Here is an 18,115-nt window from a genome sequence, read left to right as displayed (position 1 = left end):
AGCTATGAAAAACATTTTATTTATCGTCGGATCCCTTCGTCAAGGATCTTTCAACCACCAAATGGCTCAGAAAGCAGAAAGCCTTCTTGAAGGAAAAGCAACTGTGACTTACTTGGACTACAAAGACATCCCTATGATGAACCAAGATTTGGAAACACCGACTTTGCCAGCAGTGCAAGCAGCGCGTGATGCGGTCCTTGCTGCAGATGCCATCTGGATTTTCTCACCAGTTTATAACTTTGCCATTCCAGGTGTGGTAAAAAACTTGATCGACTGGCTCAGCCGTGCGCTTGACCTATCAGAAACTCGTGGCCCATCTGCTCTCCAAGACAAGATCGTAACAGTCTCTTCAGTCGCTAACGCAGGACACGAACCAATGTTTGCGGCTTACCAAGCCCTCTTACCATTCGTTCGTACCCAAGTAGTGGGAGACTTCACAGGAACGACCGTAAACCCAGAAGCCTGGGCAACAGGTGAATTGGTCTTAACAGACGAAGCCATCGTAGGATTGGAAAAACAAGCCCAAGTCTTATTGGAAGCATAAGAAAAGAGAGTGGGACGAAATCGGTCATTCGTTAGAATTCGATTTCGTCGTCCCACCTCCGCACAGTTGAGTAGGGCTGTAAAAGCTGATGAAATCAGCGTAGTAGAGCCCACTCAACCACTGCGTCTTGCTCGACAATCCAAAGACAATTGAGAGGCTAGGACTTTTGTCCCAGCTTCTTAGAATGTGGGCAAACTACTTTTTGCATAGACTATCTAGATGATTCTTTCAAATAATGGCTATAATTTTAGTCATTGAAGATCAAATACTTTCCGTCGTGAGAAAAGAGCCTGAAACGTAATTGTTTCAGACACTCGGGAGTTTTGGAACCTTGGGTCCAAAACTAAGTCATGGAACTTCCTTGATTGCTGAAATCATCCACTGGATAATTTCACCTAACCTCCGTACTCACCTAAGGAAAGTTTTTAGAGGATTAAATCTTCAAGTTGAGCTGAGACTCTTGTCTCAGCTTTTTTTAAATACTAAACAATTGTCCAAAGAGATAGGTAACACCCATAGTCAGTAGTCCGATGACCAAGTTACGGATCATGGCTTGCTTGGTTGGTGCTTTTCCTAACTTAGCACTGGTGTAGCCGGTAAAGAGAAGGGAGAGGGCTACGATGAAGACTGTTGCTGGAATGCGGATTTCCTTGGGAAAGAGGAGGATGGACAGCATAGGAGGAAGTGATCCGAGGACAAAGGCAATAAAGCTAGAGATGGCCGCATGCCATGGATTGGTAAACTCTTCAAACTCCAGGCCATACTTTTCTTCGACCAAGGCCTTGAGAGGGTGTTTGAGAAAGGCCCGCTCGGTCATGATTTGAGCAGCGGTTTCGCATTCCCCATTTTGAATATAGGCTGCATAGAGAGAGTCGCGTGCAACTTTTGGATCGCGATCCAGAAGGGCTTGTTCTCGGCTAACGGCAGCTTCTTCTGTATCCTTTTGGGTCGATACAGACACGTATTCACCCCCGGCCATAGAGAAGGCACCAGCCAGAATTGCAGAGAGACCAGAGAGAAAGATGATCCAGAGGTTACTGGTCGCACTGGCAACTCCGATAACAACTCCAGCAATTGAGATGATTCCATCGTTTGCTCCAAGGACTCCTGCCCGTAAAATATTTAAGCGGTCGTTGAATGAAGCATCAAGACCATGTTTGGTTTCAGTCATACTCGTCTCCTAAAACTTATTTAGAATGATTATAATTAATCTTATATAATTTTGCAAGTCTTTTGGTCCAAATGATAAAAGTCCGACAATTTAAGAAAGGGCCATGGTTGGTGAAAGTTCTATCTCATCTTGTTAAATAGACCGCCAGCAGAAGGAGCTAAGATATTATAACACTTTGACAATAGAAATAATTTTAGATATAATTTACAAAAGCAAAATTATTTATAGGAGAGAACCATGAAAAAATTAGTCGCAAGTGGAATCACTTTGCTTTCAGTCTTGACCTTGGTCGCATGTTCGGGAAATCAAACTGCAAAACCAGAGGCTTCTTCAGAGAAATCTTCTAGCAAGGTGGAAAAGAAATCTTCTTCCTCTAAGAAAACATCCTCTTCTAAGAAGAAATCATTTTCTTCAAAGAAATTTGAGTTGACGGATGATACAAGTAGCTCTTCCAGCCAGTCTTCATCAGACTCTGGCGCTCAAGCAACCGCTCCAGAAGTTGTTTTGGTAACAGATCAAGAAATTGAAAATGCTAAAACGATCGGTGAAATCAAGGGACTTTATGCAAAACTAGCTGAAAATTATAAGAAGCATGCCAATGAATTGGGAGAAAAGTTACCAAAATCTGAACAAGAATCTTACTTCAAGACTTTGGAACCTGGTATCAAAAAGATGGATGAAGAGTTGGCTTCTGTGAATGAAACCCTTGCTCAATTTGGAGATGATACAACGCTTTTCCCAGAAGAACACCGTGCAGCCTTTATTGAGGCCTTCAAAGCAACCCGTGATACCATGACAAATGCTTTGGTAACTGCTTATAAGTTTGTTGGAGGTTTGAGTAGCTAATGTTCCTATCTTCTCTGTGGGAACTTAGTTTCTGCAGCTATAGATTGGATCAAGATCGAAAGTAAGAAAAGAGTCAGCAGATTGCAATTTCCATCTGCTGACTCTTTTTTGCTGTCTTGCTTTGCTAGTCTTTTAAAGGCAGTCGTGCTATAATCATACTAGCAGATTATTGAAGGAGAAATTCATGAATCAAACAGTCGAATATCTAAAAGAACTCACAGCCATCGCATCACCGACGGGCTATACGGAAGAAGTAGCAGCATACTTGGTCAAGACTTTGACAGACATGGGATACAGTCCTGTTCGGACAGCTAAGGGAGGCGTGACAGTCATTCTCAAGGGTGAAAAAGACGAACAACACCGCTACATCACGGCCCATGTGGATACCTTGGGAGCGATCGTGAGAGCAGTCAAACCAGATGGCCGTCTCAAGCTGGATCGCATCGGGGGCTTCCCTTGGAACATGATCGAAGGGGAAAACTGTACCGTCCATGTGGCCAATACAGGAAAGACACATTCGGGTACTATCCTTGTCCACCAAACCTCTTGCCATGTCTACAAGGATGCGGGAACTGTGGAGCGGACCCAGGACAATATGGAAGTGCGCTTGGATGAAAAAGTGACCAATGAAAAAGAAACGCGTGACTTGGGGATCGAAGTGGGAGACTTTATCAGCTTTGATGCTCGGACTATTGTCACGGATACAGGCTTTATCAAGTCTCGTCACTTGGACGACAAGGTCAGCGCCGCTATCTTGCTCAACCTCCTCCGCATCTACAAAGAAGAAGGAGTGACACTTCCAGTAACGACTCACTTTGCCTTTTCTGTCTTTGAAGAAGTGGGACATGGGGCTAACTCTAGTATCCCAGCTCAAGCTGTTGAATACTTGGCAGTGGACATGGGGGCGATGGGAGATGACCAGCAGACAGACGAGTACACGGTATCTATCTGTGTCAAAGATGCTTCAGGTCCTTACCACTATGGTTTCCGCCAACACTTGGTGGCCTTGGCCAAGGAGCAAAATATCCCTTACAAACTGGACATCTATCCTTTCTATGGATCCGATGCCTCCGCAGCCATGAGTGCAGGAGCAGAAGTCAAGCATGGTCTTCTCGGAGCAGGGATCGAGTCTAGCCATTCCTATGAACGGACCCATGTGGATTCTGTGGTGGCGACAGAGCGCATGGTCGATGCCTATCTCAAGAGTGACTTGGTGAAATAGGGGTCATTTTCAAATTTAAAAAATCGGATGGAATCTGCCTGGACAAGGTGTCTAGGCAGATTTTTTAGGATAAACTGTCAAAAAATTCTTGACAAGCCTAAAAAATGTAGTAAAATATGAAGTAAATCAGAAAGTAACTAGTCTAAGATTTTCAGGGAGCCTGCGGGTATTGTGAGCAGGTAGTCGGAGTTAGTGAACATTGGGCTGATTGTTTAGAGTAGGAGAAGATAACACATATTCTTCTCGGTAGGCACCCCTTATCGTGCGACTCCTTGTTAGAGGAGATAGAGATAATGGTCGCTTTCTACCCTTTTGACCATTAACTGAGGTGGTACCGTGTTAAACCCGATTTAATGCCCTCACAGAGTGTTACTCTGTGAGGTTTTTTGTATTCTTTTGAAGTTGGTCTAGTTGTTAACTTTAAAGAGTATTGGATGTGATTGGATCAGGACTTGCATCGCTTCGTCCCTAGGAAAAGAAAGGAATTCCTATGAAAAAAATTTTACCAGCTGATACCTTAACCCCCATTCTAGCCTACATGCGTGTCCAAGGTGACCATAAGGTCATCCTTGAGTCGATCCCGCGTGAGAAGGAGAACGCCCGCTTTTCTATCGTGGCCCATAATCCAGTGTTTGAGGTGGTCTATCAGGATGGGATCCTGTATGAGAATGGCAAGGTGCTGAAGCAAGATCCTTTTGACTATCTCCATCAGGTAACGGTCAAGGGACTGACATCTGATCTTCCTTTTGCCGGTGGAGCTATCGGTTTTGCAGGCTATGATATGATCGGGGTTTTCGAAGAGATTGGACGGATTCCTCAGGATACGATCGGGACACCAGACATGCATTTCTTCATCTACGAGTCCTATGTGATTTTTGACCACAAGAAGGAAAAAGTCTATGTGGTGGAGGACAATATCTACTCTGGTCGGAACAATGATGCGGTCCGTCAATCACTGGGGCAAGTGGTGATCGATCTGCAAACTCAAGCGCCCAATGAGTTCACCCCTCAGGCCTTGCAGGCTCTGCAGTTCAGCAACCACATTGAGAAGGAAGTTTTTATGGAGATGGTGGATCAGGCCAAGAAGCTGATCCGCGAAGGCGATATGTTCCAGTGTGTCCTTAGTCAACGCTTCTCAGCAGACTTCGAGGGAGATCCCTTGGATTATTACCGAAATTTGCGTGTGACCAACCCATCCAACTATCTTTATTTCTATGACTTTGGAGACTACCAGATCATTGGAGCCAGTCCGGAAAGCCTGGTATCGGTGAAGAAGGGAGAGGTGACGACTAATCCGATCGCCGGAACTCGACCTCGTGGAGCGACGGAAGAAGAGGACCAAGCTCTGGCTCATGAACTCCTCCACGATATCAAGGAGACAGCTGAACACCGCATGCTGGTGGATCTGGGACGCAATGATATCGGGAGAATCGCCCAAAATGGGACGGTCGAAGTGACCAAGTATATGGAAGTGGAGTATTTCCGCTATGTCATGCACCTGACCAGTGTGGTCAAGGGGCAACTCCTGCCTCACTTAACAGCTCTCGATGCACTCAAATCCACCTTGCCAGCTGGGACAGTCTCTGGGGCTCCTAAGATTCGGGCCATGCGTCGGATCTATGAATTGGAACAGGAAAAACGTGGCGTCTATGCAGGGGCTATCGGCTACCTCTCAGCGACAGGAGATATGGACTTCGCCATTGCCATCCGGACCATGATCCTCAAGAATCAAAAGGCCTATGTCCAAGCAGGAGCAGGGATTGTCTACGACAGTATTCCGGAGAATGAATTTTACGAAACGATTAACAAGGCAAAATCAATGACAAGAATAGGAGATGTTCAATGATTTTATTAGTGGATAATTACGATTCCTTCACCTATAATTTGGCCCAATACTTGGGAACTTTTACAGAGGTCGAAGTCTTGCGAAATGATGATGAGCGCTTGTATGAGCAGGCGGAAGTGGCAGATGCCCTCGTCTTCTCCCCGGGGCCAGGCTGGCCAGCAGATGCTGGTCAAATGGAAGCCATGATCAAGGACTTTGCAGGTAAAAAGCCCATGTTGGGGATTTGCTTAGGTCACCAAGCCCTGGCGGAGACCTTTGGTGGCAAGTTGCGCCTGGCTAAGAATGTCATGCATGGCAAACAAAGCCAGATTACCTTTGAATCACCATCTCCTATTTTCGAGGATATTAAGAATGATGTGCCCATCATGCGTTACCATTCTATCGTCGTTGACCAAATGCCAGAAGAATTTGAGGTAACGGCTATTACCACGGACGACCAAGAAATCATGGCTATCCAACACAAGAGCCTGCCCATCTACGGACTTCAGTATCATCCTGAGAGTATCGGTAGTCCAGATGGTCTAAAAATGATTGAAAATTTTGTGAAGCTGGTCCTAGACTAGACCAGCACTTCCAAGCAGCTAAAATTTCTATTGAAACGTGTAGAAAAGACAAGAGGAAACCCTTATGAAAGAACTATTCTTACAAATCTCTAATCGCCAAGACTTGACGCAAGAGCAGGTCCAAGAAGTCTTTGATCAAATCTTGCAGAACCAACTATCAGAAAGTCAAATCGCTGCCTTTTTGATGGGACTCAAAACCAAGGGAGAAACAGCAGACGAAATTACCGGAATTGTACGCGCCTTAAAGGCTCATGCGACGGTATTGCCAGAGACTTTCTCAGATGCCATGTGTAACTGTGGGACTGGCGGTGACCAATCCTATAGCTTTAACATTTCGACGACTGTTTGCTTCGTTTTGGCTGCTGGAGGGATCCGCATGGCCAAGGCCGGCAATCGCTCTGTTTCTTCTAAGTCAGGCTCTGCAGATGTCCTAGAAGCGCTTGGCATCAATGTGGCAGCCTCACCAGAGACTCTCTCTAAAGCCTTGGACGAGGTTGGCTTGGCCTTTATCTTTGCGCAAACCATGCATCCAGCTATGCGCTTCATTGGCCCTGCTCGTCAAGCGATGGGGATTCCAACCATTATGAACCTGGTCGGTCCTCTTGCCAATCCACTGGATCTTGAAACCCAACTCATGGGGCTCTACCGTGTCGAATTGCAAGAGATTGTCGCTCGTGCCATCCAGCAGTTGGGACGCAAACGTGCCGTCGTCATCACTGGTCCTGACAATATGGACGAAGCAGCTCTATATGGAACCAATACCTATACCCTCCTAGAAGACGGCAAGATCAGCCAGCATACCTTTACCTATGAAGATCTAGGGATGGACAAGGTAGAGCTGTCTGAAATAACTGGTGGCGATGCCAAGGAAAATGCAGAAATTCTCCTCAGTGTCTTGAAGAATGAAGCCAGCCCTTATCTGGAAACGACAGTTCTCAATGCTGGTCTTGGTTTCTATGCCAATGGAAAAGTGGCAAGTATCAAAGAAGGTGTGGAGCTTGCGGGTCAATTGATTGCGGATGGTTCTGCCCTTGCTAAATTGCAACACTTACAAGAGGTTCAAGTATGAGTAAAGCCTTTCTACCGACAATCCTAGAACAAAAAGAAAAAGAAGTGGCGCAAATGGTCATGGAAGACCTCCAGCCTCTTCGTCAGACCTACCGTCTCTACGATTTTCTCAAGAGCCATCAAGAGCACTTGCAGATCATCGCTGAGGTGAAGAAAGCCAGCCCTAGTATGGGGGATATTAACTTGGATGTGGATATTGTCGCCCAAGCCAAGACCTATGAAGAAAACGGGGCAGCCATGATCTCAGTCCTGACGGACCAAGTCTTTTTCAAGGGAGATCTAGACTACCTTCGTGAGATTTCTTCCCAGGTGTCAATTCCAACCTTGGCCAAGGACTTTATCATCGATGAGAAGCAAATTGTCCGCTCTCGCAATGCCGGAGCGACGGTCATTCTCTTGATTGTCGCAGCCCTGCCAGAAGCCCGGCTCAAAGAACTCTATGACTTTGCGACGGGGCTTGGTTTGGAAGTGCTTGTAGAGACCCATAACTTAGCTGAGCTCGAAATAGCCCATCGGATCGGGGCGGACATCATCGGGGTCAACAACCGGAACCTGGTCACTTTTGAAACGGATCTGAATACCAGTCTTGAATTGTCCGCGCATTTCAAAGACCAGCCAGTTTATATATCGGAGTCCGCTATTTTTAATGGGTCAGATGCAGCTCTAGTCGCTCCTTACTTTAATGGGATCTTGGTAGGGACTGCCCTTATGACAGCAGGAGATGTAGCAGAAAAGGTCAAGGAGTTGCAAATTGACAAAGGTTAAAATATGTGGCCTGTCTACAGTGGAAGCAGTGGAGACGGCTGTCCTAGCAGGCGCAGACTATATTGGTTTTGTATTCGCTGAGAGCAAGCGACAAGTCAGTCTGGAGCAAGCCCACGAATTAGCAAAACTGGTGACTGGCAAGACCAAAATTGTTGGAGTCTTTGTCTCACCAAGTCTAGAGGAGTTGGAGCAAGCCATTTCTCAGGTTCCCTTAGACATTGTTCAGATTCATGGAACGTTTGATGAAGCTCTGATACCAAAGACTTCAGTTCCCGTCATTCGCGCGATCCAGCTCAGTGCTCAGGAAGCCCAAGTGTCAAGCCAGGCAGATTATCTACTCTTTGATGCTCCAGTAGCTGGGAGTGGGCAAACCTTTGATTGGGACTTGCTGAAAGATCAGAAGATCCGGCAGGACTTCTTTATTGCAGGGGGCTTGACAGTGGACAATGTCCGCCAAGCTCGAGAGACCTTTCAGCCCTATGCCCTGGATGTCTCTTCAGGGGTCGAAACAGACGGACACAAAGATATAGAAAAGATAAAAGCATTTATAGAAGGAGCGAAAGCATGAACTATCAACTACCGGATGAAAAAGGGTTTTATGGAAAATTTGGGGGCCAGTTTGTCCCAGAAACCCTGATGACAGCCGTGATCGAACTGGATAAGGCGTACCGAGAAGCCAAAGCAGATCCAAGCTTTCAAGCGGAATTGGATGACTTGCTCAAGAATTATGTAGGACGGGAGACTCCTCTATACCACGCCAAAAGCCTCTCCAAGCACATCGGAGGAGCACAAATCTACCTGAAACGAGAAGACCTCAACCATACAGGGGCCCACAAGATTAACAATGCCCTTGGTCAGGTCTTGCTGGCTAAACGGATGGGCAAGAAGAAGATCATCGCGGAGACAGGGGCTGGTCAACACGGAGTTGCGACAGCGACGGCAGCAGCACTCTTTGAGATGGAGTGTACCATTTATATGGGAGAAGAAGATGTCAAACGCCAGGCCCTCAATGTCTTTCGGATGGAGCTCTTGGGAGCAAAAGTCCATAGTGTGACAGACGGATCGCGCGTGCTGAAAGATGCGGTCAATGCGGCCCTTCGTGCATGGGTAGCTGGGATTGATGATACTCACTACATCATGGGATCTGCCCTTGGACCAGCTCCTTTCCCAGAGATTGTCCGAGATTTTCAATCTGTGATTGGTAAGGAAGCCAAACGTCAGTTTGCAGCAATCTCAGGTGGAAAACTTCCTGACGCGGTCCTAGCCTGTATCGGTGGGGGCTCCAATGCCATTGGCATGTTCTATCCTTTCGTAGAAGATGAATCAGTAGCCATGTACGGAGCAGAAGCTTCTGGTCTTGGTTTGGATACGGACAAACACGCGGCGACCTTTGCCAAAGGTCGTCCAGGAATTCTTCACGGAGCCTTGATGGAAGTGCTTCAAGATGCCCATGGACAGATCATGGAAGCTTTCTCTATCTCTGCTGGATTGGATTATCCTGGTGTGGGTCCAGAACATTGCTATTTTAATGAAATTGGCCGGGCAAGCTATGATTCCATCACGGATGAAGAAGCCCTCGAAGGATTTAAGTTGCTTTCTCGTTTGGAAGGGATCATTCCAGCATTGGAGTCCAGTCATGCTATCGCTCTAGCGCAAAAAGTCGCAGCAAAAATGACTCCGGACCAACATCTCATCATCTGTCTATCTGGTCGTGGAGACAAGGATGTCATGCAGGTGAAAGAACGGTTTGAAGCAGAAGGGAAGTAGAGATGACCAAAACACTAACTCAGCATTTACAAGCTATTAAAGACAGCAAGCGTGGAATTTTTGTCCCTTACATCATGGCGGGGGATCATGAGAAGGGACTAGATGGGCTTTTTGAGACAATTCAGCTCTTGGAGGAAAGTGGGGCATCGGCTATTGAAGTGGGGATTCCCTGGTCGGACCCTGTAGCGGATGGGCCAGTCATCGAGATGGCTGGGCAACGCAGTTTGGCCAAAGGAGTGACCTTAACCGCTATTGTAAAAAAACTCCAAGAACAAGAGACCAAGATTCCCCTGGTCATCATGACCTATATCAATCCAGTCTACCAATATGGGATTGAAGCCTTTATAAAAGAATTGGCTTCTACCTCCGTCAAAGGCTTGATCATTCCCGACTTGCCAAATGAGCATGCGGATATGATAGCACCTTACTTGGAAGGGAGTGATATTGCCCTTGTTCCCTTGGTCAGTTTGACCACAGGCATCGAACGCCAAAAGGCCTTGATCCAAGAAGCAGAAGGCTTTATCTATGCGGTAGCCATCAATGGGGTTACTGGAAAGATGGGCAACTACCGGGACGACTTGGATCAGCACTTAGCGACCTTGAGAGACTTGGCCACTATTCCAGTTCTGACAGGATTTGGGGTCTCCACCCAAGAAGATATCCAACGCTTTAATCAGGTATCAGATGGTGTCATCGTGGGGTCAAAAATTGTTCGGGACCTTCATGAGGGCAAAACCAGCGATGTTAAGGCTTTTGTAGACTATGGTTCACACTTTAATAAATGCTAAGGATAAGAAAAATTACAAAATTTAATAAATTTTCAGAAAATTACTTCTCTTCTGAAAATCTTTGTGGTATAATCTTAAGACAACCTTAAAAATTTATTAGGAGTAAACAATGAAAAAAAGAAATGTCATTGCTCTTGCAGGAGTAGCTCTTCTTTCAGCAGGTATTCTTGCAGCATGTTCTGGTGGTTCTAAATCATCAAGCTCAAGCTCAAAATCAAGTGAGTCAGGTCAAAAATTCTCTTACGTCTATGAGACAGAACCTGAAAACTTGAACTACATCACATCTGGTAAAGCTGCAACCCACGAAATCACAGGAAACTTGATTGATGGTTTGTTTGAAAACGACAAGTATGGGAATTTGATTCCTTCACTTGCTAAAGATTGGACAGTTTCAGAAGATGGCTTGACTTATACTTACAAACTTCGTGATGATGCCAAATGGTATGATTCAGAAGGGGAAGAGTATGCGGATGTGACAGCAGATGACTTCGTTGCAGGGATCAAGTATGCCGCTGACCACAAGTCTGAAATGCTCTACATCATTCAAAACTCTATCAAGGGCTTGAATGATTATGTTGAAGGTAAGACTTCAGACTTCAAAAATGTAGGCATTAAAGCAGTTGATGATCATACCCTTCAAATCACTTTGAACCAAGCAGAGCCTTTCTGGAATTCTAAGTTGACTCTTGGAATCACTTTCCCAATCAACGAGAAATTCGTTGAATCAAAAGGGGATAAATTTGCCCAAGCAAGTGATACTAGCTCTCTTCTTTACAATGGTCCATACATCTTGAAGAGCTTCACTTCTAAATCATCTATCGAGATGAGCAAGAATGAAAACTACTGGGATAAGGACAATGTTCACATCACAGATGTTAAGCTCGAGTACTATGATGGTCAAGACCAAAGTAAATTGGCGAACTCATTTGAGGACAACGCTCTTAGCCTTGCTAAATTGTTCCCAACTGGACCTGGATTTACAGACCAAGCTAAGAAATTTAAAGATGAAATCATCTACACTCCTCAAGATGCCAGCACCTTCGTTATCGGTGTGAATATCGACCGTCAGTCATACAAGTACACTGCAAAAACAACAGATGAAGAAAAATCATCTACTAAGAAAGCTCTTTTGAACAAAGACTTCCGTCAATCCATCAGCTTTGCCTTTGACCGTGAAGCCTATGCTGCCCAAGCAAATGGGAAAGATGGAGCAAGCAAACTGATCCGTAACTTGTACATCCCACCTACATTCGTTCAAGCTGATGGCAAGACCTTCGGTGAGATGGTTAAATCTGAGTTGGTGACTTATGGAGACGAGTGGAAAGATGCAAATCTTGACGATGGTCAGAATGGTCTTTACAACGAAAAACAAGCCAAAGAAGAGTTTGCCAAAGCGAAATCTGCACTTGAAGCAGATGGCGTGAAATTCCCAATCCACTTGGATATGCCAGTAGACCAAACGACTCAATCTAAGGTTCAACGTGCTCAATCCTTCAAACAATCGGTTGAAAGTACGCTTGGAAAAGAAAATGTCGTTGTCGATATCCATATGGTATCCAAAGAAGACCTCTTGAACGTAACCCTCTTTGCTGCTAAAGCAGAAGACGAAGACTGGGATATCTCAGATAACGTTGGATGGAGCCCTGACTATCAAGACCCATCAACTTACCTTGATATCTTGAAAGCATCTTCTGGTGAAAACACTCGTACCTTCCTTGGATTTGACCCAAGCGAAAACAATGAGGCAGCTAAGAAAGTTGGCTTGTATGACTTTGAGAAGATGGTAACAGAAGCAGGAGCTGAAACACAAGACCTTAACAAACGTTATGAGAAATATGCTGCAGCTCAAGCTTGGTTGACAGATAGTGCTTTGGTCATCCCAACCACTTCTAAGACTGGTCGTCCATTCTTGACTCGTGTCGTACCATTCTCAGCACCATTTGGCTGGACCGGTGGTAAAGGGAAAGACAACGTTGTCTACAAAGGTATGGAACTTCAAGACAAGGCTGTAACAACCGAAGATTACAACAAAGCTCTTGAAAAATGGAAGAAAGAGCAAGCAGAGTCTAACCAAAAAGCTCAAGAAGAATTAAAAGATCATGTGAAATAAACATCTTTTGATCGAGGCAAATTTGCCTCGATTTTTTTCTTGTTTAGAATTTGCTATAAAAGCGCTTACATAGTATAATAGCTATATTGATTACAAAATAGCGAGGTCTCTTTTATGAAAAAGAAAACAGTGGTGTCCATGGTGGCTTCAAGCCTTCTGCTAGCTCCCTTTATCTTAAATCAAGTGGTAGCAGCAGATGAGAACCTACCAGAGCTTGCTCCAACGAAAGAAGTCGTGACTCAGGTGGCTCCGGAGCCTGTAACTTCTGAAGGAGCAGCTTCCCAATCTCAAGCAGACCAGTCTGCATCCGCTCCAAGTGTGGATACTAAGAAGGAAGTAGAGATTTCTGAACCTGCAGGACCGAGTCTAATTGCTCCGGCAGAGACGGAGAAGGCTGACAAGCCAGTTGGACAAGAAAAGACCTTGACGGTAACTGAAAAAACAAACCTCCCACAGGCACCACAGGGGGCAGGTGTCCCAGCTAGTCCAGCGGCTTCGACGGGAACATCAACTCCAGCGACAGGACAAGCTTTAACCTCGTACACAGGAAGCTTGGCAAATAGTGAGCTCAAGGATAAGGAATTAACGGTTCAAAATGCTGTTGATGAATTGCTTCAGTGGGCTGCGACGGATTCCAAACAGGTCGGTCAATCGGCTGCGGATCGGGAACGCTTTGCTAAGAGTCTAGGGATGATCAGCACTCAAGAGGACTTGAACCGCAAGGTCAGTCAAGAAGAGCTGACCAATATGTATAGCATTGCTAAGAAACTCTATGATGCCTATCGCTCTGAAAAGAAAGCTCCTCTCTTCTTAAATGGGCGGGCTCAACCCATCTTTCCTTATACAAGTGGGGAAAAATCAGATGAAGACTATCACTATGAGGATAGCGAAATCGTCCGCTTCCCAGTCTATGTAGAGACCGATTACGATACAGATGCGGATGGCAAGCCGGATCTAGTCAAGGCCATTGTCCAGTTGCCTAAGGCAGTTGCCAGGGGAGACTTCAAGGCAGCGACCATTCTGGAAGCACGTCCTTATGTAGCAGGAACCTTGGATGAGAACTATGTGACCCTTGAAAGTTTGGGCTTACCGACAGATGGCTCCTATGATATGAAGAAATTGCGGAAGCAACCGGCTAAACGTCAGGCAGTTGGAAACTCGTCAACAGTAGAAGCGGCTAAGAAGGCCAAGGCTTCGGATTGGTATTACTACAGTCCCTACGAGTATATCTATGACTACGAAAATCTCAACTGGTACGACTATTTCTTGGTCAGAGGCTATGCTTTTATCTCCAGTGCAGGACTTGGTACCAAGGGATCAGAAGGATTTAACACCACAGGATCTGATCTCGAAATCAATGCCTTTAAGAATATTATCGAGTGGGTCAATGGCAAACGCAAGGCCTACACCGATAAGACCAGCAATGTCGAAATCAAGGCAGACTGGGCTACAGGAAATGTTGCCATGACCGGTCTATCTTGGGCTGGAACCACGACCTTTGGTGTGGCAGGTACAGGAGTCGAAGGTCTAAAGACCATCGTACCAGCTGCTGGGATTGCTTCTTGGTATGATTATTTCAATAGTCAAGGAACAGCCTATGGGAACCCACCATATAGTGATTTATCTTGGTTATCCCTCTATGTCGGGACTCGGATTCTAGATGAAAAAGACTGGGCTGGTATTTGGCAAAATTATGCCAACTATATCAACCAGCTCAACAAGGATCAAAATGCGCACGAACGCAATTACAGCGATGTCTGGAAGGAACGGGATTATACCCTTCATCCTGAAAAATTCAAGACCAGCGCCCTCTTGGTTCACGGCTTGAATGATGACAACGTTAAAACCAAGCATTTTGAACTCATGTACGATGCCCTCAAGAAGGCAGGCCAAGATGTCAAACTCTATCTCCACCAAGGAGACCACGTCTATCCAGCAGCCATGTCTCGTGGTTATGGCATCCAGGCCAATGGCCAAGATTTCTATGATCTTTTGAATACCTGGCTTAGTCATTACTTGTACGGGGTAGAGAATCAGGTTGACAAATTACCAGCTGTTCTAGCTCAAAACAACTATGACCCAAGTAAGTGGACCACTTATGATAACTGGAAGACTTCGCAACGCCTCTTCCTCAATGCCCAGTCGAAACGCTTGGAAGAGACGATTTCAAGTGACTACGCAGGAGCTGGCATAGAGATTGCTAAACGCAACGAAACTGTGAGCCAAGCTTCTTCAAAAGCCAACATGACCTTTGTATCAGAAGTGACAGAAGATACTACCATCAAAGGACATATCCCTGTACACTTCAAGGCAGCCCTGGCTAAGGGGCAAGGCAAGAACTTCCAGATCAATGCCCTTTTAGTCGATGTCTCTGATGAGGAATTTGATGTGGTCGGCAACGGTGGCGTCAAAGCAGATAAAAAAGCAGACGGCTTCTGGATGGGAAGTAACCTTTCTAATCTCTCTGTAGCAGAGTTTGAAACCATTAAGACCAAATACAAGGTCATTGCCAAAGGTTGGATCAACCTGGCCAACCCTGAGTCTGGCTATGATTCAGCCAGCTCAAGAAATAGTATCGAGCCAAAAGTTGGGGAATTCCACGACTATACGGTCCATCTCCAACCAAACCTCTATACGGTTAAAAAGGGCCACAAATTAGCCCTAGTCTTCAATACCTATGATCCATCTGACTTAACCGTTGAAAATCCTTATGAAGTCACCTTCAAGACAGATTTAATCCGTGCGAGCATTCCAATTGTAGAAGGGACGCGTTCGCAAGTGGCTTCTTATCTTCCTAACGCAGCTGATACAGCATATGCTGCCCTTCCAGAGATTCAGGGGGCAAAATTGGTAGAACCAGCAGTTCATTACATCGAAGAATACCATCTGCCAGTCCTTCCAGAGCTTGAAAGATATGGTAGATCAGAGATTCCTGCTAGTCCAAATCTTCGTCCTCTCGTCAAAACGGCTGAGAAAGAAACTGCAAAACCAGAATCTCTATCTGTTGCTTATGGACAAAAATTTGTCTATGAGACGGGTAAAGCAGTCCTTCCAGCGCAAGAAAAAGCAGGTCAGCTTCCTCAAACAGGCACGGAAGAGGAATGGATAGGGTTCTATGGGTTAGGTACCCTCCTCTTGTCTAGCCTTCTTTTCTGGAAGAAAAAGAAAGAAGATGTCCAAGGCTGAGAACGTAGCAAATATTTCTAAAAACTTGAATTTTGGTGTAGAATAGAACTATCAATAAGAGATTAGTGGAAATCACTAATCAAAGGAGGAACTATGGTACACGTACTAACAGATGCAACATTTGAACAAGAAACTAGCCAAGGCTTGGTCTTGGTCGACTTCTGGGCAACTTGGTGTGGTCCTTGCCGGATGCAAGCCCCAATCTTGGAACAATTGGCAGAAGAAATCCATGAAGATGACTTAAAAATCTTTAAGATGGATGTGGATGAAAATCCAAACACTGCTCGCAATTTCGGCATCATGTCCATCCCAACACTCCTGTTTAAAAAAGATGGGCAAGTGGTGAAACAAGTCGCTGGTGTTCATACCAAAGAACAACTCAAAGCGATTGTTGCAGAATTAAGCTAACATAAAAGAAGCCCTTGCTTCTTAGCGAATCAAACTCGTTCATTTCCGATGATGGAAGTGGGCGAGTTTTTTCTTTTTATGAATTTGTTAACAGAATAAGATAAGGAATTGACAGCGCTTTCCTAAGGTGTTAGAATGAACCTGTGGTTTGCCATGAAATATAAGAAAGAGAGTGGGACAGAAATCGGTAATTCGTTAGAATTCGATTTCGTCGTCCCACCTCCGCACAGTTGAGTAGGGCTGTAAAAGCTGATGAAATCAGCGTAGTAGAGCCCACTCAACCACTGCGTCTTGCTCGACAATTCAAAGACAATTGAAAGGCTAGAACTTTTGTCCCAGCCTCTTTACTCAATTTTATTTTCTAGTTAGTCTGCCAAAATCCATACGCTGACGGAACGTTCTGAGACTGGGAAATCAGCCCAACCGTCTTCTTCAATTTGGATGGTATCTTGGTAATTTCCTAGGGCATCGTAGTAGGTCTGTCCTGCATATGTTTGGCCGATTTCCATCCGTTTAGCCGATGCAGCCGCATTTGAAATGACGCAGGCGATAGGAGCAGACTCTTCCGTTCCAGAGCGAGTCCAAGCGATACAGTTAGGATCGTCAAAGTAGTCTCTTTGTTCACCGTAGGCTAAGTCTTTGCGGATACGAAGGAGTTGATCAAGCTCGGCTTGGAAATCCTGCTGGGCAAAGTCCCCTGAAATCCCGTAATAGTCTCCGTAAAAGACACATGGAAGTCCAGCCTCGCGGAGGAGAATGAGGGCATAAGCGGCAGGTTTGAACCATTCACCAACAGTGGACTCTAAAGCTTGTCCTCTCTGGGTATCGTGATTATCGACAAAGGTTACAGCACTTTCTGGATGATTGCTTGCGAGTGTACCATTGAAAATAGTCGTTAAATCAAAGTTTTCTCCTTCTTGGCTAGCTCTAAAGAGATTCTGGTGGAGGGCGACGTCCACTAAGTCAAACTTGTAGTCGATGCTGGCTAGGTAGTCATTGTTGCTTTGTTCATCCCCATTCCAAAACTCACCAAATACATAGAAATCTTCTCCATATTTGTCCGTGATTTGTTGAATGAAGTTCTTCATGAAGAAGGAGTCGATGTGTTTGACCGCATCTAGACGGAAACCTTGAACTCCAGTGGTTTCAATAAACCATGCAGCCCATTGGTTGAGGTTTTCGATCACTTCTGGGTGTTTAAAGTCGATATCGGCATACATAAGATAGTCATAGTTCCCATTTTCACTGTCTACGAGATCGTCTTGTGCCCAACCTTTATTGTCTCCTTGGATCTGGTAAATCCCACTCTTATTGCGGGAAGCATCGTAATCAGTACCAGTAAAGTGGTACCAGTGCCAGTGGAAGTCATTATAGGCTCCATTTCGACCATCAAAGGTAAATTTAGTCCAGCCCTTGATAGTAAAAGGCTCTGTCAAGACGATGGTTCGATCGTTAGGGTCCACTTCGACCACTTCAAATTTTTCCAAACCATCGGCAGCTGCCTTATGGTTGAGAACGACATCGGCCATGGGCTGGATTCCAGCTTCTTTTAAGGCTTGGATCGCTTGTAAGTAGTCGTCTTTGAAACCATATTTGGTCCGAACAGTTCCTTTTTGGTCGAATTCTCCAAGGTCAAAGAGGTCATAGACGCCGTAGCCGACGTCATTGGCAGATGTCGCTTTAAAAGCTGGTGGCATCCAGATTTTACGAATGCCCAAGTCTGCCAGGTGAGGAGCATCTGCAGCTAAGCGGGACCAGTGTTGACCATCCGAAGGTAAGTACCATTCAAAATATTGCATTAAGGTTTGATTTTCCATTTGTTTCTCATCTT

The 18,115-nt window shown here is 45.3% G+C and carries 15 protein-coding genes; 13 read left to right on the top strand and 2 right to left on the bottom strand.

Translation table 11 applies throughout. From position 1 onward, the window contains the following. The first annotated feature begins 4 nt into the window (after positions 1–4). Positions 5–544, top strand: coding sequence for an NADPH-dependent FMN reductase (locus ABT997_RS01595; protein WP_350018576.1), 540 nt, complete (start codon positions 5–7; stop codon positions 542–544). 475 nt (positions 545–1,019) lie between these two features. Here the strand turns inward: ABT997_RS01595 and ABT997_RS01590 are convergent, their stop codons facing one another. Continuing rightward, positions 1,020–1,715 carry a VIT1/CCC1 transporter family protein gene (locus ABT997_RS01590; RefSeq protein WP_350018575.1) on the bottom strand — a complete coding sequence of 232 codons (696 nt, stop codon included), beginning with the start codon at positions 1,713–1,715 and terminating at the stop codon, positions 1,020–1,022. 237 nt (positions 1,716–1,952) lie between these two features. Between ABT997_RS01590 and ABT997_RS01585 the strand changes: the two genes are divergently transcribed. The 12 genes from ABT997_RS01585 to trxA all read left to right on the top strand — a co-directional run bounded on the left by ABT997_RS01585 (position 1,953) and on the right by trxA (position 16,284). Next, complete coding sequence (locus ABT997_RS01585) at positions 1,953–2,561, top strand: hypothetical protein (RefSeq protein ID WP_350018574.1); 609 nt, start codon at positions 1,953–1,955, stop codon at positions 2,559–2,561. A gap of 184 nt (positions 2,562–2,745) precedes the next feature. Further along, a complete protein-coding gene (locus tag ABT997_RS01580; protein WP_350018573.1) occupies positions 2,746–3,783 on the top strand; it encodes a M42 family metallopeptidase in 1,038 nt (345 codons plus the stop codon). 490 nt (positions 3,784–4,273) lie between these two features. Further along, positions 4,274–5,629 (top strand): anthranilate synthase component I, encoded by a 1,356-nt coding sequence (trpE, locus tag ABT997_RS01575; protein ID WP_350018572.1) that lies wholly within the window; start codon positions 4,274–4,276, stop codon positions 5,627–5,629. After that, positions 5,626–6,192 (top strand): aminodeoxychorismate/anthranilate synthase component II, encoded by a 567-nt coding sequence (locus ABT997_RS01570; RefSeq protein WP_195213756.1) that lies wholly within the window; start codon positions 5,626–5,628, stop codon positions 6,190–6,192. The genes trpE and ABT997_RS01570 overlap by 4 nt, the downstream gene beginning before the upstream one ends. Positions 6,193–6,256: 64 nt before the next feature. Further along, positions 6,257–7,261: an anthranilate phosphoribosyltransferase gene (trpD, locus tag ABT997_RS01565; RefSeq protein WP_350018571.1), complete on the top strand. Its 1,005-nt coding sequence runs from the start codon at positions 6,257–6,259 to the stop codon at positions 7,259–7,261. Then, on the top strand, positions 7,258–8,025 hold the full coding sequence (gene trpC / locus ABT997_RS01560; protein WP_350018570.1) for an indole-3-glycerol phosphate synthase TrpC: 768 nt from the start codon (positions 7,258–7,260) through the stop codon (positions 8,023–8,025). Before trpD ends, trpC begins: the two co-directional genes overlap by 4 nt. Beyond that, positions 8,012–8,593: a phosphoribosylanthranilate isomerase gene (locus ABT997_RS01555; protein ID WP_350018569.1), complete on the top strand. Its 582-nt coding sequence runs from the start codon at positions 8,012–8,014 to the stop codon at positions 8,591–8,593. The genes trpC and ABT997_RS01555 overlap by 14 nt, the downstream gene beginning before the upstream one ends. Beyond that, the gene (gene trpB, locus ABT997_RS01550) at positions 8,590–9,792 is read left to right on the top strand and encodes a tryptophan synthase subunit beta (RefSeq protein WP_129821934.1); all 1,203 of its coding nucleotides are present in this window, start codon (positions 8,590–8,592) and stop codon (positions 9,790–9,792) included. The genes ABT997_RS01555 and trpB overlap by 4 nt, the downstream gene beginning before the upstream one ends. Positions 9,793–9,794: 2 nt before the next feature. After that, positions 9,795–10,580 (top strand): tryptophan synthase subunit alpha, encoded by a 786-nt coding sequence (gene trpA / locus ABT997_RS01545; RefSeq protein WP_129821935.1) that lies wholly within the window; start codon positions 9,795–9,797, stop codon positions 10,578–10,580. A 109-nt stretch (positions 10,581–10,689) separates the two neighbouring features. Then, positions 10,690–12,690, top strand: a complete 2,001-nt coding sequence (locus ABT997_RS01540; RefSeq protein WP_129821936.1) for a peptide ABC transporter substrate-binding protein — start codon at positions 10,690–10,692, stop codon at positions 12,688–12,690. Between the two features lie 114 nt (positions 12,691–12,804). After that, on the top strand, positions 12,805–15,876 hold the full coding sequence (locus ABT997_RS01535; protein ID WP_350018568.1) for a CocE/NonD family hydrolase: 3,072 nt from the start codon (positions 12,805–12,807) through the stop codon (positions 15,874–15,876). A gap of 93 nt (positions 15,877–15,969) precedes the next feature. Further along, the gene (gene trxA / locus ABT997_RS01530) at positions 15,970–16,284 is read left to right on the top strand and encodes a thioredoxin (protein WP_006595996.1); all 315 of its coding nucleotides are present in this window, start codon (positions 15,970–15,972) and stop codon (positions 16,282–16,284) included. Between the two features lie 365 nt (positions 16,285–16,649). Here trxA and ABT997_RS01525 read toward each other — a convergent pair whose 3' ends face one another. Then, positions 16,650–18,101: an alpha-amylase gene (locus ABT997_RS01525; RefSeq protein WP_350018567.1), complete on the bottom strand. Its 1,452-nt coding sequence runs from the start codon at positions 18,099–18,101 to the stop codon at positions 16,650–16,652. Positions 18,102–18,115 lie beyond the last annotated feature (14 nt).

Source organism: Streptococcus australis (assembly GCF_040226615.1).
Lineage (GTDB): Bacteria > Bacillota > Bacilli > Lactobacillales > Streptococcaceae > Streptococcus > Streptococcus australis_E.
Note: the sequence above shows the minus strand (reverse complement) of the source record. Positions and strands in the feature narration are given on the sequence as shown.

Excerpts from the sequence above, each read along its gene's own strand:
- ABT997_RS01585 (WP_350018574.1), top strand. The coding sequence starts at position 1,953 with ATGAAAAAATTAGTCGCAAGTGGAATCACTTTGCTTTCAGTCTTGACC.
- trpB (WP_129821934.1), top strand. The coding sequence starts at position 8,590 with ATGAACTATCAACTACCGGATGAAAAAGGGTTTTATGGAAAATTTGGG.
- trpE (WP_350018572.1), top strand. The coding sequence starts at position 4,274 with ATGAAAAAAATTTTACCAGCTGATACCTTAACCCCCATTCTAGCCTAC.
- trpD (WP_350018571.1), top strand. The coding sequence starts at position 6,257 with ATGAAAGAACTATTCTTACAAATCTCTAATCGCCAAGACTTGACGCAA.
- trpC (WP_350018570.1), top strand. The coding sequence starts at position 7,258 with ATGAGTAAAGCCTTTCTACCGACAATCCTAGAACAAAAAGAAAAAGAA.
- ABT997_RS01540 (WP_129821936.1), top strand. The coding sequence starts at position 10,690 with ATGAAAAAAAGAAATGTCATTGCTCTTGCAGGAGTAGCTCTTCTTTCA.
- trpA (WP_129821935.1), top strand. The coding sequence starts at position 9,795 with ATGACCAAAACACTAACTCAGCATTTACAAGCTATTAAAGACAGCAAG.
- ABT997_RS01590 (WP_350018575.1), bottom strand. The coding sequence starts at position 1,715 with ATGACTGAAACCAAACATGGTCTTGATGCTTCATTCAACGACCGCTTA.
- ABT997_RS01525 (WP_350018567.1), bottom strand. The coding sequence starts at position 18,101 with ATGGAAAATCAAACCTTAATGCAATATTTTGAATGGTACTTACCTTCG.
- ABT997_RS01535 (WP_350018568.1), top strand. The coding sequence starts at position 12,805 with ATGAAAAAGAAAACAGTGGTGTCCATGGTGGCTTCAAGCCTTCTGCTA.
- ABT997_RS01595 (WP_350018576.1), top strand. The coding sequence starts at position 5 with ATGAAAAACATTTTATTTATCGTCGGATCCCTTCGTCAAGGATCTTTC.
- ABT997_RS01580 (WP_350018573.1), top strand. The coding sequence starts at position 2,746 with ATGAATCAAACAGTCGAATATCTAAAAGAACTCACAGCCATCGCATCA.
- ABT997_RS01570 (WP_195213756.1), top strand. The coding sequence starts at position 5,626 with ATGATTTTATTAGTGGATAATTACGATTCCTTCACCTATAATTTGGCC.
- trxA (WP_006595996.1), top strand. The coding sequence starts at position 15,970 with ATGGTACACGTACTAACAGATGCAACATTTGAACAAGAAACTAGCCAA.